Below are 14,061 nucleotides of genomic sequence, written 5' to 3' on the forward strand. Positions count from 1 at the left end.
ACAAAGACAGTGAATACTGACTGTTCCGTCCCTGAAGACGGCATAATACTGAAATAGCAGTATAAAACTGATGTTCCATACAGGAGATGTTCTCAGTGATTGATGATTCCGCACGACGCTGGTTGCTCGCGCTTTCAGCCCCGATGGTGGCGATAAATGCCGGGTCGGGTGCCGCCTACGACTGCGATCAGTTTTATCCTTTTGATACCCGCGTTGATCTGAATGGTAGCTGGGGCATTGATTCACGCGAACAGCTGTTTGAGATGATTCTGAGAATGATCGACAACGGCCATGCGGAGGATCTGGCCCATTATTTCAGACTGTGGCACCGGCTAAGCCTGACAGAATGGCAGGATTATGTCGCGCATCAAACGCCGGACGTACAGGCTAAACTGGCTCTGGTGGCGGACAGCGCCGTGATGTGTGGTGACGGCGGGATCCGTGCCTGGGATTTGGCCAGGATGGGCTTTCTTTGCCGCATCGGGCTGCTTAACGGCTGGATAACGCCGTCGGAAAACCTGTGGTTTCACAGCCGCCTTGGCGTGCGGGCCCGCTACTATTACTCCAGTTGGCAGCATTACAACGCCGGTTTTATCATCGGCAGACTCTACTGGCAGTCACTCAACGCCTCTGACGCCGATGCCCGACGTTATGCCTTTAGCGGAGACGCCGGTAGCACCACTAACATTGAATTAATGCGCCAGCTTTACACGCATCCGGAGAGCCCGATATCCCAGCTTCCCTGGCATATCGACGTGCCTGAAATGGATAAACCCGAATCATTGCCGGAGATGGACCTATGAGTAATCAGCCATGTTGGGCAATCCTGGGCATTGAACCGACAGAAGATCAGCAGGTCATTCGCCAGGCCTATCGCAAACTGCTGCCCACGTTTCATCCGGAAAGCGATCCGGCAGGTTTTAAGCGTTTGCGTGAGGCCTATGAACAGGCGCGAAAAGGCATGGAAGCACCCGCCACCCTGTTGCCTGTTGAACCGCCGGTTACAGCAGCAGATACCGACCCCACAGGTCTGCTTGATGCTTTCAGCAGGCTACTCGCCTCTCCGGCAGAGCGTTATCTGCCCCTGAGCTGGCAGCGGTTTATCAGCCGGTTGGACGATCACCCCGTCGCCACTGTCGATCAGCTTCGCTGGCCGTTGCTGGAGACCGCTTTACTGGTACACCCTGTTTCTGCCGACTGCCTTTTACTGCTGGCTAACCGCCTGCAGTGGCGGATGCGTCTGCCGGAGCTTGATCAGGACACGGCGCAGCGGGCAGACGAGCTGCTCGACTTTGCCGACAGTGGCGACATGTTCGATCTTGCCACGCTGGCCCCTCTCAGCCTGGCAGCACAAGACGAAACGCGGAGTTATTTCCATCAGGTCCGGCATTTTTACTGGGAACAACCGACGGGCTGGTTGCGCTATCTGCTGGAAGAACCGCGTGTCATTTTCTGGCCATCCTGTCCGCGTCTGATGAATCAGGTCGTACGCTGGTTTAATGTCGCGGCGACATCGAACGCGATAATGCGTGACTACTGTCTCGGGCAGCTTGAACGCCATCCGAATGATCCGGAGTGGCTCTATCTGAGCGCCAGCCACTGCGGCATGATGGGGGATAATGAAACCGCTTTCCCACTGTGGCTGACCCTGCATGAGCAGTACCAACATGCTGAAGCTGAGCAGTGGTTGCTGGCCTGGTGTGCCCGCCATTTTACGGATTATCTTCCCCTGCTGATTCAGGCCTTTGACCGCCCGGAATTTGCGCCTGTCGACTCCGCCACCGGCGATAATGAAAGCGCATACCGACCACAGGCACAGTCCCCGCAAACGCTGGTGCGCTGGGCCGAAGCAACGCAGGTCGATGTTTCGCCCCTGGCCGCTGACTTCATCAGCTGGAAATCGGGCCGCTATCGCCCACAGGTCATGTTCGTGCATCTTTTGCAGGAAGATGGCACAGATGAACTGCGGCATCTCTACTGGCAGGCCAGCATGTTAACCCTGGGCAATGAAGCGTTGCTACAGGCGATCGTCGACCAGCCGGTTTCCGGCACGCCGCTGCAAATGCTTATCTTACGCGGTCTGCAGCGCCAGGCCCTGCAGCGTCTGGCGTGGCTTCAGGGCTCACCGGTGGTGGCAGAGTTCAGCGCGTGGTTATCCGCGCCTGAAGAGACGCCGTTACCTGAAAGATTTGCCGACAGTGAGGGGGCGGCCTGGAAGCAGAGCATCGCCTGGTTATGGCACTGGCGGCCGCTTCCCCGGCACAGCCTGACCCGGCTGGCGCAACATGCGGCCTATGGCGAAAGTGTCTTGCCGGCGCATACCAGCTGGCTGTGCTATCTCATCGAAAATGCCGCGATTACGCTACCGGACGACAGCCAGACGCCACCACGTGATGCGCTGCGTCAGGTGATGTTGCTGGTGGCGATGCTCGACCTTGAGGTTGATAACATCGCCCTGCTCAGCCAGCTGAAAGATTTTCCGCTGGATGAATCGCACCCCTTCTGGCCGATGTATCAGGTATTTACCCAAATTGACCTGGCCCGGGGCGATGAAGTCAGCCAGCTGAAAAGCCACCTTGAGCTGAACAACTCACTGCATTTCAACTGCTGGACCCGGCTGCCCGTCAGTATCGAAGAATGCATCGCCCGGCGTGATGAGACCTCGTCCAATGCCGCCCACTATTTCTATCGTTATCAGCCAGCGTGGCAGGAGCGCCTGGGTCAGTCGCCCTTCCCTTATCAGGCCCTGTTCCATGCGATTTTTCTGTCGCATGAGAATGCGAGTTATGCCCAGCATCACCTGGACGCCCTGGAAGCGCTCACCGCTCACTCGCCGGAAGACGTCGCCTTTAAACAGCAATTACTGTTGCGCCAGCGGCCGGTGTTGCCCCCTGATGAAATGCTGCCCAGCGGAGCCCTTCACGCGCCGGCGGTTGCCCGGGGGATCCACCAGCTTGGCAGCAGTCCGGAATATGTACTGGACGCAAAGCTGCGTGACGCTGCTGAAAGCTGTGCTGACGATCCCGGTGCAGACATCACGTTGCGATTAGCGGCAGCGACAATGCTACAGATCAATACCAGCCGTCAGAAGGCGTTTGCGGAATACCCGCAGCGCCGCAGTTATTTCTGGCAATTCTGGCGAGTGAATTCACGCGTGGGGCGGGTGGGGCTGGTATTGCAGATTGCGCTGGGAAGCAAGCTCGCTGTCCTGTTCGTGAACATGATTTTGGTTGAGGGGCAGCTGGCAAATACCGCCCTGTCGGCCCTGCTGATCGTAATGAATCTTTACAGCGCTGTCGTACGACGTGGGCGGGATTTAGGTCTGGCCTCTGCGGATAAGCTGAAAGAAATTAAAATACCGGTACTCAGGCTGCTGGGAATGTATCTGTTCAAACGCGGCATGCCTGAGCCAAACCGCTTTGGCCCTCCGCCGGGATGGTGGCGTAAAAAAAGCAAAAAATAAGTCTCTGCCGCCCGTTTGACGGGCGGCCGTTCTTTGCCGGTTACGGGGTCATGTCCTGCAGCAGCGCCTCCAGACGCTGACGCAGCGGTGCGATATGGCTTTCCTGTTGGCTGGCTAACGCTGTTTCAAATTCTTCTAACCACAGGCCAATCTGTCCCCGGGTGTCCCCGAGCGACTGCGCCCAGGATTTCTCTAAACGCGCCAGCAAGTTGCGGTTCACCAGCGTGTCACGGGGATGAATTTTCACCGACGCTAAACGTTCACGACTCCGCTGTTGCTGTTCAGGACTGAGGCCAATCGGGCTGTGATCGATCACTTTACTTAATGACTCACCGCTGTCAGGCAGGTTGACGTCCACTTCCAGCAACCCGTTGATGTCATAGCTGAAACGCACGTCGATATTCTGCAACGCGCCGTTGGGTTTCACCGGTACCTGTAATTCATCGATAAAGATATTGTTGGCGACCAGGGGATTTTCGCCCTGATAGATAGCAATGCGTATCATCGTCTGTTCGGCATGGCGGGTGGTGAAGGTCTCCACCCGTGAAGCCGGTACGACGGTATTACGCTCCAGGATCGGTGAAAACAGCCCGCTCCTGTGGTCGCTGGCAGTAGCAATGCCCAGCGTATACGGGCAGACATCGGTGAGGATCACCTCTTCAATATCTTCATTACGCAAGCGACAGGCCGCCTGGGCAGCGGCACCCAGCGCCACAATGGTGGCAGGATCCAGATGTTGATGCGGTAATTTACCAAACAGCTTCACCACCAGTTTCTGAATCACCGGCATCCGCGATGCCCCGCCCACCAGCACCAGATGATCAAGCTGTTCCGGACGCAGTCGGGCGTCGTGCAGCGCCTGTTCGATGGGGGCACGCAGCCGGGTCATCAGCGGTAACCAGATCTGTTCCAGTTTCTCCTCATCAAATGAGAGCGTCCAGGTCTGCTCCTGCCACTGCCAGCGCAGCTGCTGCGAAGCGTTATGCTGACCGAGCTGGCATTTGAGCTGTTCAGCACAGTCGTACAGGTGCGCCAGTTCAGTGGCGGGGAGCATCTCCGCAGTGAGTTTCCATTCACTGAAACAGGCCTGAATAATCGCCTGGGTAAAATCTTCGCCACCAAGATAGTTGTCGCCGGCAGAGCCATGCACTTCAATCAGTGGCAGATCATACTCCAGCACCGTCACGTCAAAGGTGCCACCACCAAGATCAAATACCAGCGTCCGGCCGGTGTTCTGGGTATGTAAGCCGTAGGCCATAGAGGCGGCGGTAGGTTCGTTAATCAGCCTGACCGCGTTGAGTCCGGCCAGTTCTGCGGCAAACCGGGTCTGTTTACGTTGTTCATCGCTGAAATAGGCAGGGACGGAGATCACCACATCGGTGATCTCCTGACCGAGGTAGGTCTGGGCATCCGCTTTGAGGGATTTAAGCACCAGCGCCGACAGCTCAGGCGCATCGAAGGTTTCTTTTCCAAGCCGGAACTGTTTCTTACTGCCCATAAAACGCTTAAAGAGTGCCGCCGTTTGCTGCGGATGGGTTGTCAGACGCGACAGTGCCGGGCGACCAATCAGCATACGGCCATCATTATCCAGACTGACCACCGATGGCGTGAGGTATTCATTTAATGCATTAGGGATCAGCCGGGCCTGCCCCTCCTGCCAGACACTGATCAAACTGTTGGTGGTGCCTAAATCAATGCCGATCGCCGGGACAGCCATCTTCAGTTCCGTCATGATTCTTTCTCATCAATGATGTGTTAAATGGATTTTATTCAATCGCATTGAATTATAGAAGCATTTGTCATGCCCCTGCGTCACAACCCCTTCTCAGGGGAACATGACGCAGGCAAACCCTGTTATGGTCTCCCGCTCAGCTTTTCAGCCTGCCGACCTTCTGCGGCCAGGGATCGTTAAACGCCCCCCCGCCCTGCCACCAGGCGATTTCCTGCTCAGTCAGAAAACAGCGGTGCAGCGCGAGGCAAAAATCATCCAGCTGATTTCGCTGTCCGATCACCGTCAGTCGGCAGCGCCGGTCGCCAAAACGCCCCGGCTGCGCATCCAGCTGCTGTTGCAGTATACGACGTTCTTCAGCCCCAAGATGGTTGTCTTTGTGGGCGAGTATCCCGGCTTTCCAGTAGCTGATAAATTCCAGGCCAATACTGCCTGATGCCTGATTCCATAACAGCGCCAGATCGTCCCGGCCAGGCAGCCAGAAAAAACCTTTACTGCGGTGGATCCCCTCCCCCAGCTGCTGCTGACAGGTGTCCCACAGCCGCCGCGGATGAAAAGGACGATCGTCCTCGATCACCCGCGATTCAATCTCATAGGGCTGGCCGTTGCCGGACGGCTGTTCAACGACCTCCTCCAGCTCATCAACCAGCTTCGCCACACGGTGGAAATCATACTCCGGTATCGCCAGCACCTCCTTCAGGGGCAGGTTGCCCCAGGGGAGCGCTGTCACCCCCACGCCGGGATTAATCTGATGGAGCGCGCGGGCAATCGTCATCACCGCACCGGCGGGCAGGCGGTCGGTTTTAGTCAGCATCAGATGACTGCAAAACAGGAGCTGCTCCGCCAGCAGATCCTCGATCCCGCGCCGGCGACGGCGAACATTCTCCTGCCAGCGCGGCAGCAGCGTGCCGGCTCCGGCATAGTCGTTTTGCAGCATCACCGCATCCATCAGTGACAGCAGACCCTGCAGTCTGACGCGGGGGTGGTCGCGCAACAGCTTAATCAGTGGCAGCGGGTGGCTGCTACCGGAGGTTTCGAGGAAGATATGATCAGGCCGCCGCTTGGTGACCAGCGTATCCAGTGCGGTGGCAAGTCTGACAATACCACTGCGGCTGCTGATGCTGTCAGCGGAAACGGTAATAAAATTATGCTGTTCACGTCCGACGATTTCCGTGTTGGCAATCAGCACGCCGTCAATATCCAACTCGCTCATATCGTTGACAATCGCGCTGACGCTCAGATGCTGACGATGAGCCTGCATCAGCAGGCTTTTTAACAGTGTGGTTTTGCCTGCACCAAGAAAACCATTGAGGACAGTAAGGGGAATGCGCTGCATCGGTGTGTTAATCCTGACAGTGAAAATATTTATTATGTTATAACATAACAATTAAATACCCACACAATGTCCGGCACCAGCAGACGGGAAAGAAAAAAGGCACCCTGTGAAGATGCCTGAGCAGAACGGCGGAGGGTTATCCAAGGTATTCGATAATTGACAGTCCGCCGTTGTAGTCGGTGCTGTAAATGATGCCCTGAGCGTCAACAAAGACGTCGCAGGACTGGATGACACGGGGGCGACCAGGCCGTGTGTCCATCATCCGCTGTGGCGCCGCAGGCACCAGCGCACCTGTTTCTACCGGCCGGTACGGATTGCTGATATCGACGGCGCGGACGCCGGCGTTCTGCCAGGTAGCAAAAATCAGCGTGGAACTGACAAAACTGCCGGGACGGTTCTCATGCAGGTTATGCGGGCCAAAGTGCGCCCCTTTCGCCACATAATCGCGCTCATCAGGCTGCGGGAATGTGGAGATGCTGACCGGATGAGTCGGCTCACGGATATCAAACAGCCAGATATGCTTTTCCCCATCTTCCTGATTGTCCAGCACCGCTTCATCCAGCACCACCAGGAGATCGCGATCCGGCAGCGGGAGCGCAGTATGTGTTCCGCCGCCAAAGGGCGGGCTCCAGTTGCAGTGGCTGATCAGCTCAGGTTTTGTCCTGTCGCTGACGTCCAGCAGCGTCAGTCCGCCGTCACGCCAGCTGCCATAGGCCACGTCCCCGCTGATAATGGCATGATGCAGGGCATACCGCTTTCCTTCCGCCCAGCCAGGTTTTTCCCCGGCCGCAGTATTCATTCCCGGCAGCCACCAGCGCCCGGCGACTTCCGGTTTCAGCGGATCGGCCAGATCGATGGTCAGGAAAATGTAATCGCTAAAGCCGTCAGTCAGCGCTGAAACATAGGCCCAGCGCCCCCCTGCATACCAGATGCGATGAATGCCAATGCCATTCAGGGAGAGGAAGCTGATCTCGCGGGGCTTATCCGGCGTGGAAATATCGAACAGACGCAGCCCGGCACACCAGCTTCTTTCCTGCACGTCACTGACGGTTTCCCCCACAGAGCGGGTGTAATAGACTTTTTCATCAGCGAAACGTACATCGGCAAACAGATCGCGGGCGTTAATCACCAGCAGTAGGTCGTCATGGGCCTGGAGATGAACATTCCATGTCCCTGGCGGAGCAGGAATATAGGCCACCGCACGGGGATGTTTAGCATCGCGCACATCAACGACCGAGAATCCCTTTGACACCATGTGACCGATATAGGCATAACCGCGGTGTACCATCAGCTGTACCCCATCCGGCCTGCCACCCTGATCGCTGTGGCCGATCAACCGCATATTCCGGCTGTATTCCGGCGTGGGAAGTGTGTGACTCATCGGCATCCCTTATTTTTTGTGCTTCGCTTCAAGCGTAGAAAACCAGGGGGCGATAAAGTCTTCCGTCTGTCCCCAACCCGGGATCACCGTATTCAGACTGGCCATATTGACGTTACCCGGCTGACTCACCAGCAGCGCCTGTGGGATCACCGTTGCCCTGAAGTCATAAGTTGCCGGGGTGGGTTCACCTGCCAGCTTGAGGGCAATCAGACGCATGTTAGTGGCGCCGATCAGTTTAGGATCGACCGCTGCGGTGACTTTCCACGGGCTGCCAGCTTCGCGCATCAGTTGCAAATCCTGGTCAGAGACATCAATGCTGTAGAGCTTTATCTCGGTACGGCCGTTCTCTTTCAGCGCCTTCAGCGCCCCCTGGCTGAACGCATCCCAGGTTCCCCAGATAGCATCCACCTTCCCTTTCGGATATTTGGCCAGCAGCGCACCGACTTTGTTGGCTGTATCACCCTGCACATCGGAGGAGACCGCCCCCACCGACTCCAGTTCCTGAATACCCGGGTTCGTCTGCAGCAGTTCCCTGTACGCCGCCTGACGGCGTTCCATCGGTGGATAACCGGCCACCCAAAGTTTGATAATATTGGCTTTTCCGTGGTGATCCTTAATCAGCTGGCCAAATGAGAGTGCGGTCAGCGATGCATCATCCTGTTGCGTCACGGTTGCGCCCGGCACATCCCCCTCTGTCGCTGTATCGAATACTGACACCGCAATCCCGCTGTTGGTTATACGCTTAATCAGGCCAGTGGAATAAGGGGCCCTCCCTTGTGAAAGGATAATGCCGTCGTACTTCTGGCTGATGGCCTGTTCGACGAAATCCTGAAAGCGAGCGTCATCGCCGTTGCTTAAAAAAGTACTGACTTTAAAGCCCAGCGCTTTCCCCTGCTGAACGGCCCCCTGAACGAACTGCGTGGTGTTGTCATCAGACCCCAGGTTACGGATCACTGCAATACGGATCGGCCCGTCATGGCTGGCGATCTTCTCCGGTAACGGCGCCAGTGTGGCAGCGCAGACAGATAAAGCGCTGGCGACCCAGAGCGTCAGTAAGGCGATAAATGGTTTCATAGTAAAAATCCCTGTAGCGAAAGCGGAAAAGGGCCTCTTTTTTTTGACGCAGGTCGTCTCTGAAAGACCGGCCTGTCACTTTTTCACAGCCGCTAACTCTCTGACAAAGAAGTAAAAAGAATATCTATCTGCAAAAAAAGTATTAGCCAGTTGCAACCCACGACAGCAGGATAAATAAAAACAAAGGGACACTTATGGAAAATACAGATATTCAGGTCGTCGCTGGCCCGGCCAACTACTATTCTCACCCTGGCGCATTGCAACGCCTGAACGACTTTTACCGCCAGGATCAGCTTTCCCACGCCGTGTGGATCTTCGGCGAGCGCGCCATCGCAGCGGCCAGGCCGTGGCTGCCCGACAGTTTCTCTCTGGCGGGTGTCCGCCATCTTCCCTTTGGGGGGCACTGTACGGAGCAGGATATTGGTACGCTGGCAACGGCCTGCGGAGACGACCGACAGGTAGTGATCGGCGTCGGCGGCGGTGCCCTGCTGGATACCGCCAAAACCCTTGCACGCCGCCTGAATGTCCCCTGCGTGGCGGTTCCAACCATTGCCGCCACCTGCGCCGCCTGGACCCCACTGTCAGTCTGGTATAACGCTGCCGGTCAGGCATCCCATTATGAAGTCTTTAAGGATGCCAACCACCTGGTACTGGTTGAACCTGAAATCCTGCTGCAGGCCCCGGTGGAATACCTGCTGGCGGGGATCGGTGACACGCTGGCAAAGTGGTACGAAGCGGTCGTGCTGGCCCCGCAACCACAGAACCTGCCTCTGACAGTACGGCTTGGCATCGACACCGCGGCCACAGTGCGCGACATCCTGCTTAAGCAGAGCGCCACCGCGCTGGAAGATCAGCACCAGGGCGTATTAAGTCAGGATTTCCGCGATGTGATTGATGCGATTATTGCCGGTGGTGGGATGGTCGGCGGGCTGGGAGAGCGCTATACGCGCATTGCTGCCGCCCATTCGGTTCACAATGGTCTGACCGTGCTGCCGCAGACAGCCCGCTTTCTGCATGGGACAAAAGTCGCTTATGGCATTCTGGTCCAGTGCGTCCTGCTGTCACAGATTGAAACAGCACGACAGCTGATCGCCGCTTATCAGCGATTTAATCTGCCGGCCACCCTGGCGGAGTTAGGGGTGGATATTGGCAACCAGAGTGACATTGAGCAGGTGATCGCTCATACGCTGCGTCCGGAGGAGTCGATTCATGCCCTCTCTGTCCCTGTCACCGCGGAGAGTCTGCGCACTGCCTTTATCACAGTGGAAGCATTAGGTCAGCAGGGATCGTAAAGACGGCAGACTGGGAGATGTGTTGAAAAATATGGGGTTATGAGCGTCACCGGCCCCGGTTTCAGCCGACAGAATACGACTAATGTGGAGAGATTTCCTGTTCCTGATATGAACGACGTCCGGCGTGCCTGCTGGCCCAGCAACAGGAAATTTATCCACAGAAACGGGGGATAATCCGGTGAGTAACTTACTTTAACCAGTAAAAAACCTTCTAGAATATATAGCTATCAAACTGATTTATATATTATTTTTTCGCACGTTCCGCAACTTCTGCCATCACACGCTTGTGGCTGATTTTATCGCCGATTGTTTTGTACCACGTGGCCAGCTTTCTGACATCCGTGAGGGGAACTTTCTCTGCGCGATCATATGCTGTCAGACGGGTACGGTACTGCTCCATAATGGTAATACAGCGACGCGCCCAGTCCCCTTCCAACTCAGATCCTGCCACCGCACGCGGACGTCGCGGGAATTTTGGCCGCAGGGGTTTGCTGGCTTCAGGCGCAGATTCATCCACGTAGGAAAACTTGATGGAAACGACGGTGCGGCCTTTTTTGACCGGCTCCCAGATCACCGAAATGTCGGTATTGGCGTTAATACGTGCCAGTGTCGGCTCCAGCAACTTCTGACGAAAGTCGCGATAATCCTCGTACTTGCCCTGAAGACCCGCCTTTTCCCGCATCCAGTCAAGCGCCAGCGTGACCTCAATGGCCTTACTGGATTTACGTCCATACAGGTTTTTTGCCTTGATCAGCCAGCCATACAGACGCACAGAAAATGAAGTATCAAGCTTGGCAATATTGGCAAAATTGAGCTTGGTGAACGACTCCTTCAGCTCATAGAGATAGGGAGCAACATCCTGGCCAAAGCGCAGTACGACGGCACTTTGCTCATCACTGCTGACATATTCGAGACGGGAAAACCACGACAGTTGTACGGTTCGCATCTTGCCGGTCTTACGGTCGGGCAGATAAATGGTCACGGGCTTTTTCATCAGACTCTCAGCGGCTTCCCGCAGCTGGCGGTGGCTGCTGGTGGGATTAAGGCCGTAAATTCGCTGATAATCATGGGGAAAAAGACGGTAAAGCGCATCGGGCTGGGGTTTCCTGCTGTCAATCTGGGCCAGTGCAAGGTTCAGCAAACGCATTTCATCCAGTGTGACGCTGTATGCTCCCTCCAGGAGGTCATTACCTTGCACAACCGTCAGTTTGTTAAGCTCCATTTTTACAGGATCCCTTTGTGGAAAGTTCAGCAAAGTATTCCACACAAAAATTATCAAGGTAAAGTGAAATATCGCGGTTATTTTATATTAACAATCAGCTGGTTATGCAGGCAACTGTAGTCTGCAAACATAAAATCTTTCCACATAGGCCTGCAGCCGGATCGTCTGTGGGGCTGTAAGGATCCTTTTTTCACCCCTGCATGACATAAAATGACTCCACATATCACCCATGTCAGCAACAGAAAATATCTCCACCTTTAGCCCTTCCCTACAGAAAATTCCTCCACATGATGGCAACTGGCTGCACAGGATAAAAAATGACAACACGCATGATGAATTAATTATGCGTAAATTCAATGAATTAACCTTTCACGATTACAGGAAATCTTTCCACATTATCGCCTGAACCGTCCCCTGCCGGCATAAATTTTGCCGATCCTGCAGGAGCTCAGCAGGAAAAGACTCCACCTGTCACAGAAAATTTATCCACGTTTAACCTCCCGACAGCGTGATACCGCCAGCCACATAAAATCATTCCACATATAACGTCGAGGTGACATTGTCACAAATCAGTGATATGACAGAAAATCTCTCCACGTTAGGCCGCTGCAGGTTTTTTTTAGCAGCACAGAAAATCATTCCACATGAAGAGGTGATGGCCAGGTAACGACAGAAAATCTCTCCACGTATAAAACGCTAGTTACAGCTAACGTATTGGTATAACTTGATTAAGTACTGCAAGCGACACTAACCCTGATAGGTTACAGGTAGTATTACAGTGACGATGTCACTTTTATGTCACCGCCAACAGGAGTGACAGATCACCTTCTGGCAGGAAATGAGAAAAATAGCGGCGGAAATAAGGCGGTATCAGAAAGGATCGTGAAAACAGTTATCCACAGAAAATGTCTCCACATAATAATATTCCGATAAATCATAAAGTTATCAACAGGAAAAAACTCTACGTATAGCAGGAAATCACTCCACATCAGACAGAAAATCACTCCACCTGACGCAGGAAATCACTCCACTTATTGCGCTGTAAGGCGCTGATCCTTAAAAGAAAAAACAGCCCTTAAAGTTAAAGATCTAAACAAATAAAAAGAAAAACAAAGACGATGCGATCTTTTTTTTTAAAAGGATCCTACCGGGGATCGCGTTTCAGAACGGTATCGGACAGCAGTGGAAGGATCCGTGGTTGACCAGGCCGCAGGCTATCGGGCTTCATTCTCGGGCAGCCAGCCTTCAATGAGCTCTGTCAGGACGTCTTTCATTTCCCGACCCTGCATAAAACAGGCTGTTTTGAAACGACGGTGAAGATCTTCATCAATATTCGTTTGCAGCTTCTTTACTGCGCCGGTAGCAGGTCTGCTGACTGCATCCAGTGCAGGTGCCAGCTGACGATGTTGTCCCAGTTTCATTTTCATGCCAGTAACTCCAGGATCTCGTTAGTCATGACTTCAATTTCCCCTTTCGCATTCCCGTCAGTTGTATCAAATACGGTTCCGCCATCGAGCATTGTGCGTATATACACCTGACGCTGTGTTGTGGCCGTTTTAAGCGCTGGTACGCCTGTGTCCTGGATGGATTCTTTCAGAACTTCAAGCATACGGGTCGAGGCTACTTTTTTGGTGATCAGGAAACGGGCAATCACCGGCTGCAAATTTTCCCTTGCTTCGACAACGGCAAGAATGGCGCCACAGGCGGCGAAATCAAGCGGCGAAGGTGTGACCGGGATAAGTACCAGATCGCTGACCATCACGGCAGCAGACGAAATAGCGGTGATCGCAGCAGCACCATCAATCACCACATAATCATACTCTTTCAACTGCTTACGGACGGTATACACCTCTTTTTCAGAAGCGGCTTCAGCAAGGTCAAATTTGCACTTCGTTTCATCATACCAGTTACTGATACTGCCCTGAGGATCGGTATCAACCATCACGACGCGATGCCCTTTACGCGCAAGGCAGGTGGCAATATTGATGGAGGTGGTGGTCTTCCCTACCCCACCCTTTCCGTTCAGGAAAGAAATGATTTTTGTCGCCATGACGCACTCCTGCAGGATTCTGGCTCATATCCCGGGATGACAGAATCCTGGGATTATAGGATTTTAACATCACAGGATTCTGTCATCCTGCGATACAAAGATACCGTAATCATCGGTTGCAAACAATATCCCAGGATTTGATAATCATGTAATCATGTAATCATGTAATCATGTAATCATGTAATCATGTAATCATGTAATCATGTAATTGCAGGATTACCGAATCCTTATCTTTCCCCTCCCTATCCTTTATCGCTTTAAGCACACTGATATGTCGCTTTATCTGCATGACGTAATATGAAGAGGTGATTCTATAATCATTGAATCATTGAATCATTGAATCATTGAATCCTGAGATACCCACCGTTACTGCTTGTTGTCATTCCCGGCAGGGATAAAATTATCCTGCAATCCTGCAATCCTGCAATCCTGCAATCCTGCAATCCTGCAATCCTGCAATCCTGCAATCCTGCAATCCTCTTATTGACATTCGCCGCTGTCTCCCTTGCAGTAT

Annotated in this window: 10 protein-coding genes; 3 read left to right on the plus strand and 7 right to left on the minus strand. The window is 54.0% G+C overall.

Features of this window, described 5'->3' with window-relative positions:
• Window positions 1-86 precede the first annotated feature (86 nt).
• On the plus strand, window positions 87-803 hold the full coding sequence (locus EPE01S_RS20865; RefSeq protein ID WP_118666169.1) for a DUF1266 domain-containing protein: 717 nt from the start codon (window positions 87-89) through the stop codon (window positions 801-803).
• Window positions 800-3,463, plus strand: a complete 2,664-nt coding sequence (locus tag EPE01S_RS20870; RefSeq protein ID WP_062749047.1) for a hypothetical protein — start codon at window positions 800-802, stop codon at window positions 3,461-3,463. The genes EPE01S_RS20865 and EPE01S_RS20870 overlap by 4 nt, the downstream gene beginning before the upstream one ends.
• Before the next feature lie 40 nt (window positions 3,464-3,503).
• Here the strand turns inward: EPE01S_RS20870 and EPE01S_RS20875 are convergent, their stop codons facing one another.
• The 4 genes from EPE01S_RS20875 to EPE01S_RS20890 all read right to left on the minus strand — a co-directional run bounded on the left by EPE01S_RS20875 (window position 3,504) and on the right by EPE01S_RS20890 (window position 8,983).
• On the minus strand, window positions 3,504-5,186 hold the full coding sequence (locus EPE01S_RS20875; RefSeq protein ID WP_373279694.1) for an Hsp70 family protein: 1,683 nt from the start codon (window positions 5,184-5,186) through the stop codon (window positions 3,504-3,506).
• 145 nt (window positions 5,187-5,331) lie between these two features.
• Entirely contained in the window at window positions 5,332-6,528 is a 1,197-nt protein-coding gene (locus EPE01S_RS20880) for a CobW family GTP-binding protein (RefSeq protein ID WP_062749051.1), read from the minus strand.
• 136 nt (window positions 6,529-6,664) lie between these two features.
• The gene (locus EPE01S_RS20885; RefSeq protein WP_062749053.1) at window positions 6,665-7,909 is read right to left on the minus strand and encodes an LVIVD repeat-containing protein; all 1,245 of its coding nucleotides are present in this window, start codon (window positions 7,907-7,909) and stop codon (window positions 6,665-6,667) included.
• 9 nt (window positions 7,910-7,918) lie between these two features.
• Window positions 7,919-8,983 (minus strand): sugar ABC transporter substrate-binding protein, encoded by a 1,065-nt coding sequence (locus EPE01S_RS20890; RefSeq protein WP_062749055.1) that lies wholly within the window; start codon window positions 8,981-8,983, stop codon window positions 7,919-7,921.
• Window positions 8,984-9,177: 194 nt separating this feature from the next.
• Here EPE01S_RS20890 and EPE01S_RS20895 point away from each other — a divergent pair, with 194 nt between their 5' ends.
• Window positions 9,178-10,275, plus strand: coding sequence for an oxidoreductase (locus EPE01S_RS20895; protein WP_062749057.1), 1,098 nt, complete (start codon window positions 9,178-9,180; stop codon window positions 10,273-10,275).
• Between the two features lie 244 nt (window positions 10,276-10,519).
• On the opposite strand, the gene EPE01S_RS20900 is transcribed toward EPE01S_RS20895, so the two are convergent.
• The 3 genes from EPE01S_RS20900 to parA all read right to left on the minus strand — a co-directional run bounded on the left by EPE01S_RS20900 (window position 10,520) and on the right by parA (window position 13,547).
• A complete protein-coding gene (locus EPE01S_RS20900) occupies window positions 10,520-11,497 on the minus strand; it encodes a replication initiation protein (protein ID WP_062749059.1) in 978 nt (325 codons plus the stop codon).
• Between the two features lie 1,214 nt (window positions 11,498-12,711).
• A complete protein-coding gene (locus tag EPE01S_RS20905) occupies window positions 12,712-12,924 on the minus strand; it encodes a plasmid partition protein ParG (protein WP_062749061.1) in 213 nt (70 codons plus the stop codon).
• A complete protein-coding gene (parA, locus tag EPE01S_RS20910; protein ID WP_062749063.1) occupies window positions 12,921-13,547 on the minus strand; it encodes a ParA family partition ATPase in 627 nt (208 codons plus the stop codon). The genes EPE01S_RS20905 and parA overlap by 4 nt, the downstream gene beginning before the upstream one ends.
• Window positions 13,548-14,061: the final 514 nt, after the last annotated feature.

The sequence above is a fragment of the Erwinia persicina NBRC 102418 genome (genome assembly GCF_001571305.1).
In the GTDB taxonomy this organism is placed as follows: Bacteria; Pseudomonadota; Gammaproteobacteria; order Enterobacterales; family Enterobacteriaceae; genus Erwinia; species Erwinia persicina.